18 protein-coding genes and 3 pseudogenes are annotated in these 22932 nt (G+C 65.3%); 6 read left to right on the top strand and 15 right to left on the bottom strand.

All coding sequences use genetic code 11. The annotated features are described in order from the left end of the window. Nucleotides 1–1763: helix-turn-helix domain-containing protein (locus AB0C75_RS24115; protein ID WP_362893767.1), on the bottom strand; the 1763-nt coding region annotated here is incomplete at its 3' end. 120 nt (nucleotides 1764–1883) lie between these two features. Here AB0C75_RS24115 and AB0C75_RS24110 point away from each other — a divergent pair. Continuing rightward, nucleotides 1884–2081, top strand: coding sequence for a hypothetical protein (locus AB0C75_RS24110; protein ID WP_362893766.1), 198 nt, complete (start codon nucleotides 1884–1886; stop codon nucleotides 2079–2081). Between the two features lie 89 nt (nucleotides 2082–2170). Here the strand turns inward: AB0C75_RS24110 and AB0C75_RS24105 are convergent. After that, nucleotides 2171–2820, bottom strand: a pseudogene (locus AB0C75_RS24105) (GntR family transcriptional regulator); the annotation flags it as partial. A gap of 21 nt (nucleotides 2821–2841) precedes the next feature. Between AB0C75_RS24105 and AB0C75_RS24100 the strand changes: the two are divergent. Beyond that, nucleotides 2842–3216: pseudogene (locus tag AB0C75_RS24100) on the top strand (site-specific integrase); the annotation flags it as partial. 258 nt (nucleotides 3217–3474) lie between these two features. On the opposite strand, the gene AB0C75_RS24095 reads toward AB0C75_RS24100, so the two are convergent. From AB0C75_RS24095 to AB0C75_RS24085, 3 genes are all read right to left on the bottom strand, one after another. Beyond that, nucleotides 3475–4035, bottom strand: coding sequence for a VanZ family protein (locus tag AB0C75_RS24095; protein WP_362893765.1), 561 nt, complete (start codon nucleotides 4033–4035; stop codon nucleotides 3475–3477). A 441-nt stretch (nucleotides 4036–4476) separates the two neighbouring features. Next, nucleotides 4477–5148 (bottom strand): nucleotidyl transferase AbiEii/AbiGii toxin family protein, encoded by a 672-nt coding sequence (locus AB0C75_RS24090; protein ID WP_362893764.1) that lies wholly within the window; start codon nucleotides 5146–5148, stop codon nucleotides 4477–4479. After that, on the bottom strand, nucleotides 5145–5492 hold the full coding sequence (locus AB0C75_RS24085) for a transcriptional regulator (protein WP_362893763.1): 348 nt from the start codon (nucleotides 5490–5492) through the stop codon (nucleotides 5145–5147). The genes AB0C75_RS24090 and AB0C75_RS24085 overlap by 4 nt, the downstream gene beginning before the upstream one ends. 571 nt (nucleotides 5493–6063) lie before the next feature. On the opposite strand from AB0C75_RS24085, the gene AB0C75_RS24080 reads away from it, so the two are divergent. Then, on the top strand, nucleotides 6064–6888 hold the full coding sequence (locus AB0C75_RS24080) for a hypothetical protein (RefSeq protein WP_362893762.1): 825 nt from the start codon (nucleotides 6064–6066) through the stop codon (nucleotides 6886–6888). Nucleotides 6889–7244: 356 nt separating this feature from the next. Here AB0C75_RS24080 and AB0C75_RS24075 read toward each other — a convergent pair whose 3' ends face one another. Then, a complete protein-coding gene (locus AB0C75_RS24075; protein ID WP_362893761.1) occupies nucleotides 7245–8666 on the bottom strand; it encodes a DUF234 domain-containing protein in 1422 nt (473 codons plus the stop codon). A gap of 283 nt (nucleotides 8667–8949) precedes the next feature. On the opposite strand from AB0C75_RS24075, the pseudogene AB0C75_RS24070 reads away from it, so the two are divergent. Beyond that, a pseudogene (locus AB0C75_RS24070) lies at nucleotides 8950–9194 on the top strand (site-specific integrase); the annotation flags it as partial. 354 nt (nucleotides 9195–9548) lie between these two features. On the opposite strand, the gene AB0C75_RS24065 reads toward AB0C75_RS24070, so the two are convergent. The 5 genes from AB0C75_RS24065 to AB0C75_RS24045 form a co-directional block, all read right to left on the bottom strand. Continuing rightward, nucleotides 9549–10226 carry a response regulator transcription factor gene (locus AB0C75_RS24065; protein WP_362893760.1) on the bottom strand — a complete coding sequence of 226 codons (678 nt, stop codon included), beginning with the start codon at nucleotides 10224–10226 and terminating at the stop codon, nucleotides 9549–9551. Then, nucleotides 10223–11431 carry a sensor histidine kinase gene (locus AB0C75_RS24060; protein ID WP_362893759.1) on the bottom strand — a complete coding sequence of 403 codons (1209 nt, stop codon included), beginning with the start codon at nucleotides 11429–11431 and terminating at the stop codon, nucleotides 10223–10225. The genes AB0C75_RS24065 and AB0C75_RS24060 overlap by 4 nt, the downstream gene beginning before the upstream one ends. 81 nt (nucleotides 11432–11512) lie before the next feature. After that, the gene (locus AB0C75_RS24055; protein WP_362893758.1) at nucleotides 11513–13753 is read right to left on the bottom strand and encodes an MMPL family transporter; all 2241 of its coding nucleotides are present in this window, start codon (nucleotides 13751–13753) and stop codon (nucleotides 11513–11515) included. 298 nt (nucleotides 13754–14051) lie between these two features. Then, the gene (locus AB0C75_RS24050) at nucleotides 14052–14903 is read right to left on the bottom strand and encodes a helix-turn-helix transcriptional regulator (RefSeq protein ID WP_362893757.1); all 852 of its coding nucleotides are present in this window, start codon (nucleotides 14901–14903) and stop codon (nucleotides 14052–14054) included. A 12-nt stretch (nucleotides 14904–14915) separates the two neighbouring features. Next, nucleotides 14916–15350, bottom strand: a complete 435-nt coding sequence (locus AB0C75_RS24045; RefSeq protein WP_362893756.1) for a DUF6879 family protein — start codon at nucleotides 15348–15350, stop codon at nucleotides 14916–14918. Between the two features lie 523 nt (nucleotides 15351–15873). Between AB0C75_RS24045 and AB0C75_RS24040 the strand changes: the two genes are divergently transcribed. Continuing rightward, complete coding sequence (locus AB0C75_RS24040; RefSeq protein WP_030595208.1) at nucleotides 15874–16149, top strand: hypothetical protein; 276 nt, start codon at nucleotides 15874–15876, stop codon at nucleotides 16147–16149. Nucleotides 16150–16226: 77 nt separating this feature from the next. Continuing rightward, nucleotides 16227–16922, top strand: coding sequence for a hypothetical protein (locus tag AB0C75_RS24035; protein ID WP_362893755.1), 696 nt, complete (start codon nucleotides 16227–16229; stop codon nucleotides 16920–16922). Nucleotides 16923–17275: 353 nt separating this feature from the next. Here AB0C75_RS24035 and AB0C75_RS24030 read toward each other — a convergent pair whose 3' ends face one another. The 4 genes from AB0C75_RS24030 to AB0C75_RS24015 form a co-directional block, all read right to left on the bottom strand. Beyond that, nucleotides 17276–19312 (bottom strand): AAA family ATPase, encoded by a 2037-nt coding sequence (locus AB0C75_RS24030; protein WP_362893754.1) that lies wholly within the window; start codon nucleotides 19310–19312, stop codon nucleotides 17276–17278. Between the two features lie 480 nt (nucleotides 19313–19792). Then, a complete protein-coding gene (locus tag AB0C75_RS24025; protein ID WP_362893753.1) occupies nucleotides 19793–20428 on the bottom strand; it encodes a hypothetical protein in 636 nt (211 codons plus the stop codon). A 763-nt stretch (nucleotides 20429–21191) separates the two neighbouring features. Further along, nucleotides 21192–21521, bottom strand: a complete 330-nt coding sequence (locus AB0C75_RS24020; protein WP_362893752.1) for a MazG-like family protein — start codon at nucleotides 21519–21521, stop codon at nucleotides 21192–21194. A gap of 27 nt (nucleotides 21522–21548) precedes the next feature. Further along, nucleotides 21549–22871 (bottom strand): UDP-glucose/GDP-mannose dehydrogenase family protein, encoded by a 1323-nt coding sequence (locus tag AB0C75_RS24015; RefSeq protein ID WP_362893751.1) that lies wholly within the window; start codon nucleotides 22869–22871, stop codon nucleotides 21549–21551. Nucleotides 22872–22932: the final 61 nt, after the last annotated feature.

Here is a 22932-nt window from a genome sequence, read left to right as displayed (position 1 = left end):
TGGCCTGCGTCGGCGGCTTGCCGGACCAAGGTTTCGGCCCCTTCATGGTCTCCCGCTTCCCTACGCCAGTCGGCCAGGATGCTGAAGACATACGGGTTGCCTGCGTCGAAAGCCTGCCGTAGCAGGACTTCGGCTTCCTGGCGTTTTCCGGCATTCGCCAGCCATATAGCCAGGGAGGCAAGAGCCTGCGGGTCGTCTGCATCGGTGACCTGCCGCATCAGAGACTCGGCTTCCTGGTGTCTTCCGGCTTCCTTCAGCCACGTGACCAGAGTGTGATGGGCGCTCGGATGGCCGACGTCGACGGCCCGGCGCTTGAGGTGGTGCGCCCACTGCGTGCGGTATCGGGCATGGGCTGCATGGGCGAGGTTGGCCAGGTCATCTGGGTTCGTGAGGTGAGCGTGTGCCGCCTGCCAGAAAGAGGCGGGTGGGCACGCCAGACGCCGGGTCTCACGCCCGTGCTGCTCAAGGTAGTCGGCCAGCCGGAACACCGGGCCCGGATGAGAGCGGGCTGGTACCACTGAGTGCGGCGTGTCTGACGGGCGGACGGTGGCGCGACGCAAAGGGGCCTGCTTGCCATGGACTTGCTCGGCCAGTTCGGCGAAGGCGGCTTGCACCCAACCATCAGTCAGGTTGTCGTAATCGGTGTCGGTGAGGTAGTCGGTTGCGGCGTCGAAAAGGAAGGCCTGAGGCAGATGCAGGCCGACACGGAGCCGGCGGGCATCCATCGCTGCTCGTAGCAATGCCTGAGCCGCGGGGGAACCGTTTTCATAGCGACGCAGCAGCTCGGGGGCACCTGCCAAATCCTGAGTTACGCGCCCATGGACATCGGCTCGTGTCAGAGCGTCCGCCAGCAACTGGTCGCCGCCCTGTGCCAGTCGAGTGGCGGTGGCAAGCGACTCTGCATCGAAACTCTCCGGAACGCTTACGGTGCGTCCGGCCAGGAGTTCTCGTGCCCGGCTGTACGGGTCCGGCCGACCGGTTGCGGGCAGGGCGGTGTACTCACGGGCGTACTCGGGCCAAAGGGTGCCCAACACCAGGACAGGTGCTCGCGCTTCGTCGGTGAGCAGCGTGTGCAGCGCGGCAGCGATCTGCTCACCCACATGCGTATCGCCGAAATAGTGCTGGGCCTCGTTGAGCCAAATCACGGTCCGTGGCCAGACGAACGGGAGTTCCTTGAGCGCAGCCTCCGCGCGCGTGGGATCGAAGGGATGCCACAGCTTCCACCCGGCACGGGACAGCGGCCTGATGGCTTCCCAGCAAGCCCGGGTCTTGCCGGTTGATGAGGATCCGGACAGGACCACCATGCAGCTCCGGTCGGCTTGAGCCTGCCGCACCGCCTCGACCAGAGTTCGGTCATGCTCCCGCGGTACGTAGCTCGGCAGTTGCTGCTGTCTGGGCAAGTCGGCCCCGCACGCAGCCGTACCAGCAGGATGAACCTCCAGGTCATGAGGCCCCCACTGGTCAATAGGGCGACCAGGTCCTGGATCCTTCTCGTCGGTCTGTTCAGCCTCCTCAATTACGGCAGTCCGCCGAAGTTTCAGTAGCTCCTCCGCCGGCCGACCCAGAGCCATGGCAAGTGCGGCCAGTGTCCTGGTCGAGGGCACCGGCCCATCAGGCTGAAACGCCTCCGACACGGTCGTTCGCCCCATGCCCGTACGGCGGGCTAGCTGTGTCTTGTCCAGCCCAGATGTGGCCAGCCAGTCACTCAGGCGCCGGCGTAACTCGGCGAGAGCCACGTCCGGCTTGCGCTGCTTGTCGTGCACCTGTGCCCCCACACCTTGAGTGTTCGCCGGTGTGCGTCTTCGTCCGCTGCGCACCCCGGCGTACGTTGCTTCCGCGACCTTCGATGGCGTCAACGGTCCATCGCCTACAGGGAGGCTGGCATGTCCGTCGCCGTCGTTCTACTCACTGCCGCACTCGCGGTCGTCTTCGCGCTGCTCGCTGCTGCCGGTGCGGGCAAACTTGCCCGCCTGGACGGAGCAAGCTACCCCACCGCCGTCAGGCAGGCAGCCGCGGCGTTCGCGGCGGTGGTCACACTCGTGGCTGCCCTAACAGCCGCCTTTGCGGCCGTATTCATCTAATTTGTAGGCGATCGAAAAACGGACGGTGGTGGTGGGGGCCAACGCCAACCTGCCACTGCGACATCAGGTTGTCGGGTGTCCGTCCGCCAACGGCTGATCGGGATCTCGTAGACGATCTCGCAGTGCGCTGCGGGCACCACGATGTCCGCCGTCTCCACGGGTCGGCCCTGGTCGCTGTAGTACGTCCGGCGGATGTGCGTGACGAGTGCGGCTTTCTGGATGCCGAGTAGCGATGCTTCCTCGGCGGTCGCCTGCCGCGGCTCCGGCTGCTCCACCGCATGGCTGACGGTCACTCCGATCACGGCCATACGGTTCACGACACCCGCTCCGGCGTGCGGCCCTCCCTCAGGGAGAACGACAAGCGTGCCGACGGCGAGGTCGTATGGCTCCCAACTCGTTGACGGCTGCACCGGCCTGCCGTCCGCCAGGAACCCGTACGTCGTTCGTACGCACAACTCGCCCTCGGCATCCCGAGCCGCGCCGCAATCTCCGCCGGGGCCGGTACCTTCGCGTCGGTCCGGCTCTCCCAGTCGCCCTGCCTACCCAGCGCCTTCATGTCCTGGCGGAACGGAGCTCCGCCAGGCTGCTCGCGCGCTGCTGACCGGACGACCCGTACCCGTTGCCGGGTCTCGGGGACGTAGGTGCCCGATCCGGCCCGGCCCTCCAGCACTCCCAGGGAGATCAGCAACTCCTGTGCCCGGCGCACCACGTTCTCGCCCACGCCGCACTCCTGGCCGATCTGGGCGCGGGAGGGGAGGGCCTGGACCTCGACGAGATCACCTCGCCCCGTGTCCGTACCTGGCGAACCGAGCGGCTGATGTCCACCGGGGCATCCACGACCGTGGCCAAGTCGTACAGGCTGCTCAAGGCCATCTTGGAAACCGTGGTCGATGACGAGCTGCTCCGTCGCAACCCCTGCCGCATCCGGGGCGCCGGGAAGGAGCGGTCCGCTGAACGTCAGATAGCCACCGTCGCCCAGGTCGACGCGCTCGCGGATGCTCTCGGGCCCCGCTGGCGGCTGATGGTCTACCTCGGCGCATACCGTCCGATGCGCCCGGAGGAACAGGCAGAGCTTCGCCGCAAGGACGTGGACCTGGACGAGATGACCATCCGGGTCCGCACGGCGGCGCCCGAGCGGGTGACGAGAATCGAACTCGCGCTCTGAGCATGGGAAACAGCGGTTCTGGGGCGGGCTACCGAAGGCGCTCTGACCTGTGTTTTCCGTTGGAAGCAATGGTTGGCTACGGTCCCCGGGAGCCGTACGTGACCGCTGTTGTCCGCTCAGCTGGGCACGGATGGGGCACGGTCGTGGCAGTTCCTTCGGCTGCGGTGTCAATGGCGTGCTCGGGCAGGGGGGAGCCTTTGCGGGACTTGCCTGCTGCCTGTGTGGCGGTTAAACGGTTGCGGACGGCGGAGACACCTTGTCCAGCATCCTGCGGGTGGCGGTCCCGCGCTGTGCGGCGCGCAGGACCGTGTAGCCGAGGAGACCACCGACGGTGTTGGCGATCAGGTCGTTGACATCGACGGCGCGACCGTTGGCGAAGACGATGTACTGGAGCAGTTGGGCGGCCTCGATGCTCAGGCTGATGAGCGCGCAGGCCAGGACGGTGCGGCTCCGGTTGAGCCGGGGGAGGAGCAGCGGCAGGATGAAGCCGAGCGGCATGAACATGATCACGTTGGGGGCCATGGTGATGTCGGCCAGGAGCAACGGGATCGGCTGGATCTGCCCGATCCATTCGGCCTGGTTCCGATATTCCTCGCCGTAGATCCACAGAGGGAAGAAGGTGAGTGAGATGACCGCTGCGGCGTAGAGCGCGGTGGCGACGCGCAGCACCAGCGAGCCGCCCTGCCAGCCGGAGAGGCCTCGCCGGTGGCGTACCAAGGCCACGAGGGCGAAGACGGCGAGCGCGGGCCCGAGGATCGCGGCGGTGGGAATGTGGATCTGGAAGTTCATGGGTGCTCCTGAGGTTCGCGGTTCGCGTACCGATCGTCTTGAGCGATCGTCGTCCGCTGAGACGTCAGGGCGGATCTGCCGAAGGACGGAGCCTGCGAGGAGCACTACGACTTTCGGCAGAAGGGCTCCCGACCCCGGATACGTACGCTGCCCGTATGGATTCCCCGCATTGAAAGGGCCCACTGACCAGGGCCTTCATCGAAGAGCGGGTGACGAGAATCGAACTCGCGCTCTGAGCTTGGGAATCACCGGTATTTGGACTGGTGCAGTCACCCTGACCTCCCATGTTTGACCGGTCCTGGTGAGGTTGGCGAGGTCTCTGAGAGCCGTACTTGACCGCTGCTGTCCGCTCCGAAGGGCACGGATGGGGCACGAGGGCCGCGGGGCGATCAGTCCCTCTCGCGCACCGCAACCTGTCACGCAGTCGGCATCGTCGGGCCGTCAATCCTCGTGCGGGGACTCGACCTCGTGAAGTCGTTCCCCGATGTCGTCGGCCCAGGTCTGTGCCCACTGACGCAGCCCGGCGATCGCCTCCTCGTCGAGTCCGTAGGCGGCGAATTCCGTGTCGTCGATCCAGTCGGCTCCGCTCAGCCGAGCTTGGAGCTCGCTGAGATCGAAGGAGTCCCGAGCATGGCGCCGGCCGAGTTCTTCGAGTTCGACGGGGTTCCAACGGCCCGTGGCGGCCTGCACGTCGATCAGGTCCCTGGCGAGTCCGCGGTCGGCCAGGGCGCGGACCTTCGTGCCCACGACATCTTCGAGGGACAACACCAAGCCGTGCTCGGTGGGTACGGGTGGCCGCCAGAGTGCTTCCTTGAGGATGTCGACCTCGCACTCTTCGTGGCTGGCAGGGTCGGTCACGATCAAGCGCGCGGACAGCGGGTCTGCCTCCAGAGCCACTACGCTCCACCCGCGCTGCTCCAGCCCGATACGCACGACGGTAGCGATGTCCTCCATACGATCTGGGTTCTCGGTCGCGACATCGAGGTCCTGGCTGAGCCGGTCCACCAGGCCATGTGCCTGGATCGCGTAGCCGCCGGTGAGCGCGAGGGGGTACGCGCCGCCCACGGCGAGCACGTCTGCAAGCAAGCGGCGGTGCAGGCCGGTGAGGTTCACGCAGCGGCCCGGGCGCTGTCAGCCAGCTCGTCGAAGGCGCTCTCCCAGACCTCACGGACATCCCGGCTGACCAGTGTGCGCAGTGTGGGCCACAGGCCGACGAGAAGGTCCCGGTCGAGGTACTGGACCAGGTCGTCGTGCTGGCCCTCGGCCAAGATGATGCGGTAGTAGCTCATCCGCAGCCGGGGCTGGTCGAGGTCGAAGGTGGTCAGCCCCGACCATGCAAGGTGGAGCGGCAGGTGTACCGGGCCGTGCTTGGGACCGGCAAGCTCGGAGAGCGCTGCGGGCAGGCGCCGGACGAACTTGGCACGACGGAGGTCGGAGAGACGAGGCTGTGATGCCATGCATCGATTATCCAGGAAGAGCCGAGGATGAGCCGCTCGGACCGCAGACATCACTCCTGCGAGCAGGACACCGGCCCGTTGCCCCGCCGGCGGGGCCGATGACGCCGCTGCCCGCAGTGCCTGTCTCGGAGATCGGCGGTGGAACTCGGCCCCCGGCGCCAACGTGATGCCCACCCCCAGATCGCCCGCGGGGATCGAGAGTGTCTGTCCACCGGACTGGCTGTGGAGGAGGCGTCGATGCCGGCCGACCGGATCCGGCACCTCTGAAATGCTCTCTATCGAGTTCTGCCGACTGTTTGCTGCGCGCGGTGGGGGCTGAGTCTTACAACTTTTTGGAGGGGAAAGTGTGTCGAAAACCGACCTTGTGGCGCTCGTCTTCGTTGCTTGGACAACCTCAATATGGGCCCTGACCATGACGGCAACGTCGCAGCGCCGAGGTAAAAGGACATTCTTGGAGCGGCTCTGCTGGGCTCGTGCGCGGGTGCGTGCACGTCGTCGTCGCGCTCACTTGGTGCGTCAGATCCGCGGCAGCTCCCTGGCGACACGTCCCGACTATCCAACGCTGGACTATTTGGAGCGCGAAGACGTCCTCTACCAGGTGTCGAGGAGGGCGCTCTGCATAAAAGTGATCGGCCCTGTCGTGACATCTTTCTCAGCGGGGCTGGTCTTTGCAGCAACCATTGAAAGCAAAGCCTGGCACGCCTGGCGGGACGTCCTCGCTGTCGGGGCCCTCGTGACGCCCATTCTGATCACTGGAATGATTGCTTCGCTTGTCTCGAACCAAGGCATGCCACGGTGGACAACCGAGGCTGTGACAGCCACCGTGCGTAGGGCCTATGAGGCACTTCTCAAGCCTCTGGAAGTGAAGGGGAAGGTGCCTCTGACGGCATCGCCCTTCAACTCCCCGCATGTCGCGGCAGTCCAAGCGTTGGAGGACTTCGCCATTGCGCTGGAGAGATACGCCCTGCAACGTGCACTTCCCGACGGCCGCAACCCCATGCCCCAGGTCGTGGCTCGATTTTCAGCAGCCGCCGCCCTCGTGCGCGAGCTTCGGGACGGGGTTGAACTTGATCGCATCGACGGTGCGAAGCGTGCTCTGCTCGGAGTCGAGAGAATCCTGAAAGTCCTCGCCAGCGGTCAGCTGCAAGATCTCGCGCCCGGTGACCCATCCGGCGACGAGCTGTTGCATAGCCACCGGGAGCGCAGAGCGTGGCGACAGCAGGTGTTGCGAGGATCTGCGTTCACCCTCTGTCTTGCCGGCATCGTATTCGCCCTGGCCTCATCAGCCGTCGGCGTCGCCCTGGCTACGGCCGCCGCTGTGGCTGCTATGGCTATTTGGGACAAGATTCTTCGCCTCTCCGCTGGCTCGGACGTGAATAGGTCAGCCAGCAGCTGACTGGCACTTTCATACGGCCCTTGACTCAAAGGAGAGCCCTATCAAACCTGAAAAGAGACATGCTGCGGTGTGGGATGACCTCGCTGCCCGGACTCTATGGGGCGGGCAACGCGAAGGGCCCCCAGCCAAATGGCTGGGGGCCCTTTCAAAGAGCGGGTGACGAGAATCGAACTCGCGCTCTGAGCTTGGGAATCAACGGCTCCTGCGGTGGTCGAATGTGCTCTGACCTGCACTGATGTCGCTAGAGGCTGCGATAGCCCTGGCTTCGCAGTACCGTGATTGACCGGTGGTTACCGCTCTGAAGGGCACGGATGGGGCACGAATGCGGTTACTGCAGGGGAGCGGCCCTGCGAGTGTCACGCCCAAGCGGTGATGAGGTCGTCGGGGGTGAGGCTGAGGATGCCGCTGGCGCTGCTTCCGCTGCGGGCGACGGCGAGCAAAGGGGTGGAGTCGTCGGTGCCGGGCAGTTGTGAGCGGTGGGTGACGAGGCGGGCGAGGTCGCGGTTGTCGAAGGGCTTGTTCTCCAGCCACTTGATGGATCCGACGAGGGTGATCTTTTTGGCGATGGGGGAGCGGTCGGCGCCGATGAGGTCGATTTCGGGGTCGTTGGTACGGGTCCAGTAGCCGCCGATCACGTTGGTGGCCTCGGGTAGCCGGTCGTCGGTCAGACGCCATAGGGCCTCGCGGATCACAGGTTCGACGGCGCGGCCCCGCCAGGACGTCCAACTGGTGCGGATCGACTCGAGTACACGGTCTCCACGCCCGCGCTCGACCATCGGGATGCCGGAGCCGATGAAAGAGAGCCAGAAGCGAAGATATGGGTCGGCGATGCGATAGCGGCTCTCGCGGCTCGGCCTGGTGGACAGCGGAAGGTCGGCCGCCACCATGCGTCGGCTGGTGAGGAGCTCCAGGGAACGTTTCACGGAGCCTGGATTGAGGTCGCCGGCTGCCCGGCCGATGAGGGTGAAGGTGCGTTCCCCGTGTCCGATGGCGCTCAGCACGGTGCGGGCCTGTGCCTCGGTGGGGAACTCGGCGGCCAGAGTGCGCTCGCCGCTGACGAGGAGGGCGGATGTCGGACGGACGAGTGCCTGCTCCAGGTAGTCCCAGAGGGTGGCGCCCGGAGGCCATTCTTCAAGGATGAGCGGGAGGCCGCCGGAAACGAGAAAGGCGTCGAACGCTTCAGCCGGCGGGAGGTCGAGCATGACGGCGACCTCGGCCGGATTGAGCGGGGGTACGACCATCTCGGTGCCGCGCTGGTAGAAGGGGCGACCGTAGGTATTCAGCTGCTCCATCATCGCAATGTCCGAGCCGATGAGGACGAGTAGTACGGGGAGCTTGGCCAACGTCCGGTCGAATGCTTTCTGTAGCGCGCCCTCGAAAGTGGGGTCATCGCGTACGAGGTAGGGCATCTCGTCGAGCACGACCACGCTGGGTGTGTCTTGAGGCAGGACGCTGGCGAGCAGGCCGAAAGCCGCGTCCCAGGTCTGCGGGGTGGCGAAGTCCGCGACCCGGCCGGCGTCTGGGAGCGGAGAGGCGGCGAGCTCGGCGGCGAAGCCTGCCAGGTCCTCGGCCTTCGAGCCGCCGACTGCGGTGAAGAAGACATGGGGAAGCTCTGTGCGTTCCAGGAACTCTTCTACGAGCCGGGATTTGCCGACGCGCCGCCGCCCTCGGATCAGCACGGCGCGACCGGGCCGCCCGCTACGGCCGCCGGTTCGTACGGGGACCAGTAGGTCATCCAGAAGGTCGAGCTCTGTACGGCGCCCAACGAATCCGTTCATGGGTTCCACCTCGCCGATCGTTCATTCTCTGTGGTCATGTTACTTGCTTTAATGAAAGTTGCGCAAATGAAAGTCTGCTTCATCGGTCGGTGGTCTCGCCTCGAGGGCTGCGAGGAGGCCGAGGCCGACTTGTATGCGGTGGGACTGTTCTGTGGCATGCCAACTCGCTGGGTCCTCACCTCGGTCGACGTCAGTAGCGGGTGCCGGGGCGGCCGGTGTGCGGACCGGGCTCGCCCTGGAGATGCGGTCCGAATGCCACGCTCGGGGGTGCGATGGTCCTGGCATCGTTGGTATGCCGGACGGCTTCCGCTTCTACGGTCTCCGTTACGCCGGGCACACCCTGGTCGCCCTCAAGGACGCGATGGTCCGGGCCGGTCAGTCGTCGGAAAAGGCCGCGCTGATCTATCAGCACTCGGACCTTGAGCGGCAGCAGGTGGCCGCGAGTGGGTTGGATGACACCTCCTGCGGTTCGCCCGCAATGAGGCTGATCAGGGGCCTTCCGGGGTGGATCTGGTGCGAGAGCCCTGAACTGATCTAGGCAAGCAAAGAAGCCCCCGGCCGCTGGCCTGGGGCTTTTTCATGGAGCGGGTGACGAGAATCGAACTCGCGCTCTGAGCTTGGGAATCAATGACGGTTACGGGTGTCTCAGTGCTCTGATCAGGTGTTTTGTTGCCTACGGTGGTTATGGAGGCATCTGGATTTGGCCGCTTCTGACCCTGGCGTACCGAGGTGAAGGGCTGGGCCGGGGCTGGTCTGCGACTGGGTGGATATGAACGCGGGGATGGAGTAGGGCCGAGACCCCGAGAGGCACCGGGCGCAACGGGGACGAAGCGGTGTACTCACGCGAAGGAGCCGGATGCTTTTGCGTAGATCTGCATTTGCTCAGCGTGGTGGGTTGGGCTTGACGAGGCCGCTCCGGTAGGCGATGACGACGAGTTGGGCGCGGTCACGGGCGTGGAGTTTGGTCATGGCGCGGTGGATGTGGGTGCGGACGGTCAGAGGGCTGAGGTGGAGCTGTGCGGCGATCTCGGTGTTGGTGCGGCCTTCGGCGGCCAGCGCCATGACTTCGCGTTCGCGGGCGGTGAGGTGGGCGAGGCTCTCCTCGGCTGCCGGGTAGGTGCTCGACCGGGGAGTGGCGAGGAAACGGGAGATGAGGTTGCGGGTCGCCTGGGGCGAGAGGAGTGCTTCGCCGGCGACGATGGTGCGGATGCCGTGGAGGAGCCCTTCGGCACCGACGTCCTTGCCCAGGAACCCGCTTGCTCCGGCGTGAAGAGCTTGGGCGACGTGCTCTTCGGTATCGAACGTGGTGAGGATGAGGATGCGTGTGGCAGAGAGGTCGGGGTCGGCGCAGATGGTGGCGGTGGCGGTGAGCCCGTCGGTCCCGGGCATGCGGATGTCCATGACGACGATGTCGGGGTGATGGGTGCGGGTGAGCTGGACGGCTTCGTCGCCGTCTGCGGCTTCGCCGACGACTTCCATGTCGGGTCGGGAGTCGATGAGGATCCGGAAGGTTTCGCGCAGGAGGGCCTGGTCGTCGGCGAGTAGAACGCGAATGGTCACGGGGTGTCCTCGGCAGGGGGATGGGAGTACAGGGGCAGTTCGACGGTGACTTCGAAACCGCCGGCAGGCCGACGGCCGGCGTGCAGCTGTCCGCCGACGGACAGCGCGCGTTCCCGTATTCCGATGAGGCCGTACCCGGCGCCAGGGGCGCTGTCGGGGCCCGTCCCGTGGTCGCTGACGCTGATCGTGAGCCGGTCGTGGGCGTAGGTGAGAGTGACTTCCGCGGTACTGGTGCGGGCGTGCTTGGCGACGTTGGTGAGGGCTTCCTGCACGATGCGGTACGCGGTGAGCTCCACCCCGGGAGCGAGTGGCCTGGGCTCTCCGTAGGCGGTGAGGGTGACGGTGAGCCCGCCGGCGGAGTGCGCGTCGAGGAGGGCAGGGAGTTGGGCGAGATCCGGGGCCGGCTGGAGGGGCGCGTCAGGTGTGTCGCTTTGGCGCAGGAGTCCGACGGTGGCTTTCATCTCGCGCAGGGCCGCGGTGGTGGTCTCGCCGAGGGCGGTGACCATCTTCTCGGCCTGCTCGGGGTGGCTGCGGATAAGGAGCGCTGCGGTGGTTGCCTGGGCGTTGGCGAGGGCGAGGTGGTGGGCGGAGACGTCGTGGAGTTCGCGGGCGATACGCATGCGTTCCTCGGCGACTCGGTGCCGGGCCTCCTCCTCGCGGTTCCGTTCGGCGTATTCGGCGCGGGCGCGTACCGATTCCAGGTAGGCGGTGCGGAAGCGGGCGTTGGCCCCGAGGGCGGCCGGCAGGAGCAGATACGCGGCGGGCCCGATCACCTTGAGCGCCAGGGATTCGCCGGTGGGCCCACCGATCACGGAGGCGCCGACGACGAGGGCGACAGCTGCGAGGGTGAGGTTTCTGGTTGTTGCGCGGTCGGTGCGTTCGGCCAGTGAGTGGAGCGCAGCCATCAGCGGGGCGAGCAACAGGACAGTCATCACATAGCCGGCCAGGGCCGTGCCGGTCGCGCAGAGGATGGCGATGCCGGTGACGAGTGCCGGTCGGGTGCGGTGCCAGAGCAGTGCGGCACAGGAAATGCCGGCCAGGAGGACGCCGATCCACCGGTGCAGTGGTGCCGCGAGGTGGTCGACACCGGCGTAGCTCCCGGGAAAAGCCACGACGAACAGCACCAGGGCCACCGTCGTGTCGACCCCACGAGGGTGACGGCGCAGGTAGCGCTGCCAGGTCGTCATCATCGCGCCTTCTGCCATGTAAGGGGTAGTACGGACACCGGGCCGGTGAAGGAGGGGTGGACCGCCCGGATTCGGGCGGTCCACCCCTCCAGGCTGCCACTAGTGGACGGGGAGACTCGGCCGCTCCGCTTCGCCGGGCGTTGCGGCCGCAGGGTTCGTGTCCCGGGTCAGGGCCTGGCCTTCGACGTCGACGCGGGGGGCGATGCGTTCCAGCCAGCGGGGCATCGTCCAGGCCCGCTCGCCCAGCAGCGCGAGGACGGCGGGCACGATCGTCATCCGGACGACGAGTGCGTCGAACAGGACGGCGGTCGCGAGGCCGAATCCGATCATCTTGATCATGGGTTCGCTGACGCCGATGAATCCGGAGAACACCGAGATCATGATGACGGCTGCGGCTGCGACCACTCGGGCGCTGTGGTTGAAGCCTGAGACGATCGCCTGACCGGGGCGTTCACCCTTGAGGTGGGCTTCCCGGATACGGGTGACGAGGAAGACCTGGTAGTCCATGGCGAGGCCGAAGACGATGCCGACCATGACGATCGGCATGGTGTTCATGATCGGGCCGGTCTGGTGTACGCCCAGCAGGCCGGCGAGCCATCCCCACTGGAAGACGGCGACGACCGCGCCGAGGGCGGCGAGGACCGACAGCAGGAACCCGAGGGCCGCCTTGAGCGGTACGAGCACGGAGCGGAACACGATCAGGAGCAGGAGGAAGGCCAGGCCCACCACGAGCCCGAGGTAGGGGACGAGGGCGCCTTGGACCTTCTGGTCGCTGTCGATGTTGCCCGCCGTGCTGCCGCTGACCATGAACGTGGCGCCGGTGGTCTTCTCGATCGTGGGGCGGCCGTCGCGCAGGGTGTGGATCAGCTCGCTGGTCCGCTCGTCCTGGGGGTCGGTGGCCGGGGCGACGGAGAAGATCGCGGTGTCGCCCGCAGTGTTGTAGCGGGCGTCCGAGATGGATACGACACCGCCGACGGCGCTGATCACCCGGGCGCTCGCTTCGACCGCGCTCTTGGGGTCCTGTGCCGACTTGGCGTCTACGACGATGGTCAGCGGTCCGTTGAATCCCGGGCCGAAGCCGTCGGCCAAGGCGTCGTAGGCGCGGCGTTCGGTGGCCGAGGTCGGCTTGGAGCCGTCACCCGCCGTGCCCAGGTGCAGCTGTGCGGCGGGCAGGGCGATCACGCCGAGGGCCGCCACCCCGGCCAGCAGCACCAGCAGCGGGCGACGGACCACCAGTCGGGCCCACCGGCTGCCCAGGTTCGCCTTCCCTTCCACGGCCCCGGACCGGGCACCACCGCGGGCGGGACGGCGCTGCGAACGCGCCAGAGAGGCGCGGGGGAAGATCCCGAGCAGGGCCGGGACCAGAGTCACCGCGACCAGTACGGACAGCGCGACGGTTCCGGCCGCGGCCAGGCCCATCTGGGTCAGCGTCGGGATGCCGACCACCGACAGCCCCGCCAGGCCGATCACGACGGTCAGACCCGCGAACACCACCGACGAACCGGCTGTGCCCACGGCGACCCCGGCCGCGTCCTGAGGCGCGAGGCCCCGCGCGCGTTCCTCCCGGTAGCGGGAGACGATGAACATCGCGTAGTCGATGCCGACCGCGAGGCCCAGCATCATCGCCAACGTGCTGGTCGCGCTGGACAAGCCCAGTGCACTGCTGAGCGCCATGATGGTCGCGGCGCCGATCCCGACACCGATCAGCGCGGTCAGCAGCGGCAGGCCGGCAGCGGCCAGCGAGCTGAACGTGATCAGCAGGACCATGGCCGCCACCACGACGCCGACCAGTTCGGTCGCGCCCCCGGAGGGCTGGGTGGCCAGGACCGAACCGCCGACCTCGACCGTCAGTCCCGCGTCCCGTCCCTCGTCGACGGCCTGCTCCAGGTCCTGCTTTACCGCGTCGTCGACGTCCTTCGCCTTCACCTCGAAGGTGACCGACGCATACGCCGTGGAGCCGTCCCTGCTCACCGCGTCCGTCCCGTACGGATCAGCGGCCCGGACCACCTGGTCGAGCCCGCCGACCTTGCCCACGACCTCGGTGACGGCCGGCCGGTTCGCCCGGTCGGTGACCTTCTGACCCTCCGGCGCGACGAACACGAGCTTCGCGCTCGCCCCCTCCGAGGCGGCGCTCCCCGTGCTGCCCGCGGGGAAGCGCTCTTCGATGAGGTCGAACGCCCGCTGCGACTCCGTCCCCGGCATCGAGTAGGAAGCATCCGGCGCGGCCGGGGCCAGCGCCGACGCCATCCCCGCCGCAACGAGCGCCACCACCCACACCGCCAGGAAACGCCAGCGGTGGCGAAAGGCCAACCGGCCCAAACGATCAAGAAAAGCAGCCACAGGAGGATCTCCACATCCGAACTCGGGGAACCTTTTCACCCTGTCCGACCTGGTGTTCCCCGTCGTCGTACAGCTGCCGACAGTTCCCTACTACGTACGCAGTAGGGACTGCCCCGATGGCGGCCGCTGCTCCAGCAACAGACGGGTGGAGGGGCACCACGTGCTTCAGGCCGCTACCGGTGGCGTCCGGGAATCCTGGACCGGTCTTGTGCAGTGCGGCAGACCGCGTCGGGCGGCGCGGAGCCGAAGCGGCGCGTACGGGCTGGGTGCTACGGAGAACCCTTCCCCGGGTGGCTCGTCAATGCGGGTTCAGCGCGCGTCCGGCCGAGTTGATGATGTTGTGGGCGTCAGCCCCGTATACCGCCGATTCACGGAGGGTCTCCCAGACCTTCGCGTACAGGGTGACGTTGTCGGCGTCGTCCAGCCACATCTCGGCGTGCCAGTCCTCGGCGACGACGAGGCGGTCGTCAAGGAGCCAGAAGCCGTTGGCGGGCACGATCTTGACGGACGCGGTGAACGGGATGATGCCCAGCTCGACCGTGTCCATCCCGATCATTCCCGTGAGGCGGTGGAGCTGCGCGGCCAGGACGGCGGGAGGGCAGATCAGCGAGCGCAGCGCCGCTTCCCACATCAGCACGTGCAGCTTGTGGCCGGGACGGTACAGCCACTCCTGCCGTCGTACCCGGGAGCGCACCGCATCCTCGATGTCGGCGGCTCCGCCCAGCAGCTCCGCGTAGCGCTGGATGACGTGGCGGGCGTACTCGGGGGGCTGCAGCAGTCCGGCGATCACCGACTCTTCCCAGACCCACATGGTCGTGGTGCGCTCGATCTCAGCGCTCAACCCCTCGTGCAGGGGCTTGAAGCCGTTGGCCAGTGCTCTGCGCCAGGATCTGATGTGGGACTCGAACCCGGCGAGCCGGGCGGCAAGCTCGGCGTATACACCTGGCTGTTCGGTGGCGTCGGCCCATGCCCGTAGGTTCTCGGGGATGGCAGTCTGCTTGCCGTTCTCCAGCTTGCTGCCCTTGGAGCCTTGCCAGCCCAGCCGCTGGGCGAGCTGCTGACCGGTGAGCCGGCCTCCGGGGCACGAGAAGCGGAGTTCGCGCAGTCGCGCCCCCAGCGCTGCCCGTGCCTGCTGGTAGTCGGGGCTCACCGGTCACGCGCGCTATTCGCTCGCGGCCACTTGTGCCGCGAACCGGCCGTACGGAACGGCGTGGTGCATGGCCGCGTCGCGGACGATGGCGTACCGCACGATCTGGGCCGGTTCGGTGATCAACTCGATGCCGAGCATGGTGTCTTCGTCGTCGAAGTGCAGCAGCGCCACGATCCGTGAATCGAAGATCCAGAAGTCTTCGGCGGGCAGGGTCGCCTGGTTGGCGTCCTCGCACCACAGGTAGCGGATGTCCTCGCCGACCGCGGCGTTGTGCCGGGCGTAGTCGAGCAGGAACCGTTGCTCGGCGGTGGGCGGGTTGTCGGCGATACGGACACGGCCGACCGTCTTGCCGGCGTCCGTCGCGGTCCGCGGCGCGGACGAGGCCTCAGGTGAATGTCCGCTCCGAGGGCCGGTTTTGCATCCGTGATCTTGCGACAGCCCAGGCATGCGTGACTCGCGTCACAGAGGAACCGTCTCGCCATTCGAGAGGGTCAGCCGTCGTGGAGCCTGAACGGGCGCGGGAGTTCGCTGAATCTTCGCGTCCATCAGCAGAGTACTGATCCATTCAGAATTGGTCTAGGCAACAAGAAAGGCCCTGGTCTCTGACCAGGGCCTTTATCAAAGAGCGGGTGACGAGAATCGAACTCGCGCTCTGAGCTTGGGAATCAACGGCTCTTGAACGGCAGTAGTCGCTCTGACCTGCATGTTTGGCTGGATCGGTCGAGGCTGGTGTGGTCTCTGGCCACCGCACTTGACCGCTGCTATCCGCTCCGAAGGGCACGGATGGGGCACGAGGGTGATCGATGCCGCCGTGCCGTGAGTGGGAAGCGTCACCGTGCTGGATCAGGCGCTTGCCGTCGTGCGATTTCATCCCTGGCGATACGGGCGGTCGGCGGACCGCGTCTCAGCGCGGTCACCAGCGAGGCGCAACGTGAGGTACTAAGGTACCGTGGATGTGGAGGTGGGATTCATGACCACGGCTTCGAAGCCGCCCCGGCAGTCGCCGCTCAAGGTGGACCCGGCGACGGACAAGTTGATCAGCCAGGGCGCGCATTTCCTGGGCCTGACGAAGAAGGACCTGGTCGCGGAGGCGGTACGGGTCTACCTGGACCAGAGGCGTGAGGATTTGCGTGAGGGCATGGTGGAGGCGCTCAGCGTCCTGGACGGCTCCCTGAAGTCGGACGTCATGCTCCTGACCGGGCTGACATCGGAGGAGATCGACGCGGTCGGCGGGATCGACGAATGACCGGTCCCGCTGCGATGCGTCCCGCCAGGCCCACCCTGCGATGCCTATGCGATGACCTCGGACTCACCCTGCCGGCGGTGACCGACCCCCTGGACGAGATCGAGCACCCGATCCTGGCGAAGACCGCCGAGCAGTTCGCGGCGGACGATGCCAAGCATGAGCGCATTCGCGCTGTCGATGACCAGGTGTTGTTCAAGGTGAAGGTCCAGCGCTGGCGCGGGGCGGTCTGGGTGGACGCCGATCTTCCGTGGCTGGTGGCAGCCGGCCGCCGCGAGGACGGCTCAACCGACGACTTCTACGCCGCTCTCGAAGCTGACGGCAAGACCGCCCGAACCCGCTACAACGCCGGCAACGCCGACGCACTCAAGTCCGCCACGTACACCGCCCACTTACTCCCCGCTCGCGAGGACCACGTCCGCTATCGCGCCGAAGCGGGAGTCCGTTTCGTCCGGCGACTCCGGACTACGGTTCTGACCCTGAGCCGTGCGTCCCTCCGGGACGGCCAGGAACACACGGTGGATTTCGACACCTTCACCGTCGGCCTTCAGGTCCGCGCCGACGACGGCCACGAAACCTACCTCGCGGTGCGGATCACGGGTTCGGTCCCGCCGAACCTCACCACTTTGATCCTGCGCAACGTCCCCGGCTGTGAAGCCGACGGCTGGTACCCCGAATACGCCCTGCCGGAGCGGGACCTGCTCCCCGCCGAACAAGCCTGGTCCAACCTGATGGACCCTCGTGAAGCCGCCCGAGTCCTCGACGCAGAGCCGTAGCAGCCGGAACAGAAACAAGGCCCAGGTCACTGACCTGGGCCTTCATTAAAGAGCGGGTGACGAGAATCGAACTCGCGCTCTGAGCTTGGGAATCACCGGTGCTTGGGCCGCTGGAAGGGGCCGGACCTGCACTTTCGCGCGAGGAAGCTTGGATTGCCGTGGTCTCTGGAAGCTGTACCTGACCGCTGTTGTCCGCTGTGCTGGGCACAGATGGGGCACGAGGCTAGCGGTGCGGCGGACCTTGCCAGGGGGTGCGCTCGGTGTGGGCTGACCGTGGCAAGTGGCACGCTACTGGCACGACCGCCATCTGGTCAGTGGGCGCTTCATCTACCGCTGATGGCTACGAGATGGAATCAGCCACGCAACGGTAGGGACATCGGGCGGATCAGCTTTTCACCCCGCGGTACCGACATCATGGAATGCGGCAATCCTTGGAGCATCTCGGCAAGGCCACGCTCCTCCTCGCTAGTTGCGAATAGTACTTGACTCCCCTGTGCACCGTTCATTGCAGCACGCCGCAACAACTGTTCAAAGCTCGGCCTAGCTGCTTCCTGTTGGCGAGGTTCATCGAATACGAGCAGTTGCAGGTGATTCCCATTAGCCTCTTTTGAAACTTCCATAAAGGAGAAAAGGTATGCCCAAATGACGCGGATCATGTCGCTTGCAGATAGGTCGAATCCAAGATCAAATCCTTCATGGACCGGCCTGTAAGTCTTTTCTGAGATATCTACGGTATGAGGTTCCATGGACCTGAATCCGTAACTGCGGAGTTGTGAGACAAGTGATTCGCGCAGTTTATCAATCTTGGATGCATCGGCTGCATTCAAATCGCGGTTTCTGATCCGGGAAAGCTCGTCCTTATTGCGTCGCCACGTCTTCGAGAGCGAAGCGAGTTCTTCGAGCGATGAATCGATTGTGTCTCGTAGGCCACGGAGGGACGAGAGTTGGCCCTCAAGCTGGATACGTTCCGCCAGTGTAGCTGCATCTGGCAAATCGCTGGGGCTCACGAGCGCATCCTTCTGTGACCTGATCGTGGAACGCAACGCTACGAGTTCTTCCCGAATTCTCCCGGCGCGGACTTGCTCCCGCGCGACTACGCGACGAGCGTCCTCAGCCATGGAGCGGAATGTTGCTAGCTCCTTTTCGAGATGCGAAATATTATCGTCGATCGAGAGAGGGAAGTCTGTAATCTCGAATCCATCAGGCAATGACTGGCCGCAGGTCGGGCAGTTCTCGTACAGCTCTTCTACGTGCTCGGAGGAACCTAGATGGCGCAAGAGGGCGGCATCCTTGTGCTTCCTTAGATCCTCCTCCATAGCCTCAATCCGAAGCTCGATTGAATTGGATCTCCGCTTCGATTGTTCAAGTTCCTCCAGGGCGTTTGATAGCAGCAGAGCGAGCTGGACGCTCTGCTCTTGATTCTCCAGCAGGGCACGCTCGATCTCTGGTGCTGCCTCACCTGTTGAAGCTACGCGGCGCTGTGCAGCAGCTTCTAGCTTTTCTGCAAGTCGATCAATTTCGACCGAGAGAGGGATCCATCCTGCGCCGGCGGCGACTTCTGATGCCACCCGGTCGTCCAGGCGCCAGTCCCGCGTTGGCTTCTTCGGCACCCCGCGGACCAGCACGCCGCCGCGCCTAGCTAGGTCCTCAATCCCGGCCTCTGTAGTCCTCCAGTCGGATTCGATTAGAGTTACGGCAGATTCCAACCTCTGGCGCTCAAGAATAGTTTCCATGGCGTCTAGGTTAAGAATGAATTCTGCGGAACGCTTGGATACGTCTTGGATGCCCAAATATGTGGGAATCCTTGCTTGGACGCCAGACCACCCGTGTTTCTGTTCCACAAAGAAGTACGGGAATAGGCATTCTAGGTACAGCGGACCCTCGCTTCCGTCCATGCGAGTTACGCGGGGGAGGTCCCACCCAAGAAAATTCGCTAGTTCGTGATGGAATCCGGCCTCCCTTTGAGCGGCCCCTTGTCGTCGAACAAAGAAGTCGCGGGTCGAGTATTCCCCGTACGGATTTGTTAGTGCGGGTCCTAGCGTAACCCTAATCAGTGTCCTGTCGAACCTTTCGCTGCGTACTGCGCGACGCACGGTGATGATTTCATCGCGGGAGTTTTGGATTTCTAGCGCGACTTCCGAAGAAAGTACCTGGAATTCGGATCCTTCGACCTCAAGAGAGTCGGTCATGGCGTGAGGGAGTGGGACGTCTCGGCTCGGGCTCAACATGCCTTCGAGCCCCAAGGCATAGATGATGGATTGCAGGCAAGTGGACTTCCCGCTTGAGTTGTCTGCGCGCAGAATATTGAGACCGGGAGAAAATTCTAGTTCAGTCCCGCACAGCGGTCCGGCTGTCTGCACCAGGAGCTTCAGTTTCCTGAGTTTCAGCATAAGGCTAGCTCCAGTCGAGAAGATCGCTAACGGACTTCTGTGTGATTCGGGTTGGGAGGGTCGACAGGAAGTTCTTCTCCGGAATCAGAACCGTTTTTTGCGACCAGAGTTTATTTGCCCAGCGCTCGCCTGTGGGAGTCAGTGAGACCGTAGTGTTGGGGTTGCGCTTTGCTAGTCCTGCTGCAATGGCCAAATTGATCGTGCGCGATGTAGAAGGGTCGTGGCGAATGACTAAGTCATGCGGCTTTCGGCCATTTACGAACCATTCGCTGATCACTCTTCGTCCATGGGTAGACCTGAGTCCCCAAGTCAGCACGTGGATCTGTTCGATGTTTGCCGTGTTCGCCCTGCAGCGTCGCAGAGTTAGTGTCAGGCAAGCGAGGCGCCAGGAGATGCGCAAGTCGCCAGGAATTGGATCAGGTCGGCGAGTGAAGACGACTGAATTGGCGATGCCCGCAAAGAACCCTTGGAGTGTTTGGCTCATGATCCGCCCTCGATAGTCTCAAAGTCCAGAGGGCAGCGCATAAGCCAATCCGCGACGGCCCCCCAGGACATTGCGTCTGCGAGAGGCTCATCCAGAGTGGGTACCTGCCTGATGAGGTCCATTTTGAGGGAATTTACGATCCCGTTCACGTCGGCAGGAGTGCTTGTGCTCCCCGGAGGATACTCAAGCACCAGCTTGCGCTCTTTTCGGGCGCGCGTATCGACGGCTGCTTCCCATTGGTCTGGGTACTTTTCTCTCAGTCGATCGAGGGCGTTCTCGGAATCGAGGAGCTGATTCACTAGCTGCTCCAGATAGGAAGCCCTAGATGCTGATGAGAGTTTGAGGCGGGACAGTTTCTCTAGTGCCTTTTCTGTAAGCTCATGATTTCCGGTAATCCAAGTGCCGACATCGGCGGGTGGTGTAGGTACCAAATTTACCAACGAGATAGCTCGCTCAAGTACTTCGTTACGTTCCTTTGCGTACATGGCATCGGTGGCCACGGTGATTTTGAAGTCAGGGGCGAGGTGGGGGAGTTTCTTTTCACACATCTCGATTGTCTTGGAAGATGCGTGCTTAACGAGTTGGGCCGAATCGAAAATGGGTACGAGGAAGATGTAGTGCTGGATAACCACGCCACCCAGCAAAGCCAGAAGGTCTTTCTGCTTTGTGTCCAGTTTTCTGAGGTCGGTGGAAAGCTTGTCCCGATGTTTTTCGTAACGTTCACTGGTCGATAGAGGTTCAACCGGCGCGTAGCACTGGAAGGCTCGGCCGCTAAAGGTGAATGCCTCGATACCCAGGTCACCGCCGTGGCGCGCTGGGACCTCTTGTACCTGATCGGCCCCATAGTGCCGACGGGCAAGTAGGAGGCAGTGCTGTTCCCACTCATCCCCTGAGTACTGATGAGTTGCAACCAACAAGACCCCCAGCGGCCGTGGGCTACTGCCCAACGCTCGTTGCAGGGGCTGACCGCCCCCAACCCCGGGTCATGATAGTTAGTTTGCTGTGCTGCAGTGCCGTTCCGAGCTGATTCGTAAGGTCGGCGGAGCGGGTTTGGCCGGTGTCCTGCCCGGTTTGGGGTCGAGCATGATCAGGTGGGCGTACGTTGGCCGGCAAGTCGGGCAGGCTGTGATCCTGCCCGGAATTTGAACGAGTGGCCCCCTGGTCTTGCTCGACGCGGGACCCGAACTGGGGAGGTGGCTAAAGCCGTGGAGCCGACCGCCCCAGCCACAGCAGGGTTTCTCCCCACCATGGTGCTCGCTTCAGCCGCGCGAGCCGCCTTGATGAAGTAGGGAAAGATCTACCGCGCTGGGAGCAGGTGCCTGCCGCAGCTTGTGTGCCGGACGTGGCCGTCGACCGCGCTCACCTGGAGCGGTCGACGGCCACGTCCGGAATTCGTCAGGCCGGAGCAGCGGCTTCGCGACCCCTGCGCGTCCGCCGGTGGAGGATCTCGTCGAAGGTGGCGCGGGCACCGGTGGGATCGATGTAGTGCATGGCCAGGAGGGCCGCGATGACGGCGCCGACCAGGTCGTTCTGGACCTCGGACCAGGTGTGGTCGTCGCCGCAGGTGGTGAGGCCCTTCAGGCCGTGGAGGGCGTGCATGGCCTCGCCGGCCTCTTCGGCGACCTTGCCGACCTGGAGAGCCTTGAGCTCCTCGTCGGGGAGATGGGCGCCTGCCGCTCGGCAGACAGCGGAGAGCTTCTCGATGTTGTCCCACAGGGTGTCCATGGCGGACCTCCGGGTCGATGGGTTCGGCTAGTCCTGTGCGGGTCGTCCGAGCTGGCGTACGGTCCATCCGGCCATGCGCCAGGCGTCGGCGTCGATGAGGTTGCGGAGGTCGATGAGGACCGGGTCCGCGACCAGTGGGGCGAGGGCCTTGGGGTCGGCCTCGCGGAAGTGGGGCCACTCTGTGGCCAGGACGATCAGCTCGGCTGCCGCGAGGGAGCCTTCGAGGTCTTCGCAGTAGTCGAGTTCGGGGTGGCGGCGCAGTGCCGTGGGCACGGCGTGCGGGTCGTGGACGGTGACGGTCGCACCGCGCTGGTGCATGAGGGCGGCGATCGCCAGGGCCGGGGATTCGCGGACATCGTCGGTGCCAGCCTTGAAGGAAGCTCCCCAGACGGTGACGCGTACGCCATCGACGGGGTGGCCGAGGGTCTGCTCGATGAGCTTCAGCGCAGCGGTGGGGCGGGATTCGTTGACCTGCTCTGCCGCCCGCAGGAGGGTTGCTGCCTCGGTGGCTCCGAGGGTGCTCGCTGAGGCTGTGAAGGCGCGGACGTCCTTGGGGAGGCAGCCGCCGCCATAACCGGGGCCGGCGTTGAGCCCGCCGCGGCCGATACGGGGGTCGAGGCCGATGGCCTCGGTGAGCTGCTGGACGTCGGCTCCGGCGGCGGTACACATGTCGGCGACGCCGTTGATGAACGAGATCTTCATGCCGAGGTAGGCGTTGGCGGCGCCCTTGATGAGTTCGGCGGTGGCGGGGTCGGTGACGAAGAGCGGGATCCCGTTTGCCAGGAGCGGTGCGTAGACCTGGCGTACAGCGTCCTCCGCGCGGGCCGAGGGGACGCCGACGACGATCCGGTCTGGTCGCAGGGTGTCCTCGATTGCGTGGCCCTCGCGAAGGAACTCCGGGTTCCAGACGACCTCCACATTCTCACCGGCCGGGGAGAGACGGGCGAGGAGAGCGGCGAGGTCGCGGGAGGTGCCGACGGTGACCGTTGACTTGCCGACGATGACGGTCGGGCGGGTCAGGTGCGTGGCGAGGGCGCGGGCGGCGCCGAAGACCTGGCCGGTGTCGTAGCTCCGTCCGTCCGCGTCGATCGGCGTGCCAACGGCGAGGAAGTGGACGTCCGCGAACTCGGCCGCCTCTTCGAGGCTGGTGGTGAACCGCAGTCGTCCAGTGGCGGTGTGGGTGGCGAGGAGTTCGGGCAGGCCGTCCTCGTAGATGGGGCACTCGCCGGCGTTGAGGCGGTCGATCTTCGCCTGGTCCAGGTCTACGCCGATGACCTCGTGGCCGATCTCGGCCATGGCAGCGGCGTGGGGGATGCCCAGGTGACCGCAGCCGATGACGGATACGCGCATGGGGTCGACGCTCCTTTCCTTGCCTCTCGCCCGCCCGGTAAGTCCGGGCCGGCCGGGTGCG

It is taken from the genome of Streptomyces sp. NPDC048565 (assembly GCF_040650935.1).
Lineage (GTDB): Bacteria > Actinomycetota > Actinomycetes > Streptomycetales > Streptomycetaceae > Streptomyces.
This window is presented reverse-complemented; position numbering and strand designations above follow the sequence as displayed.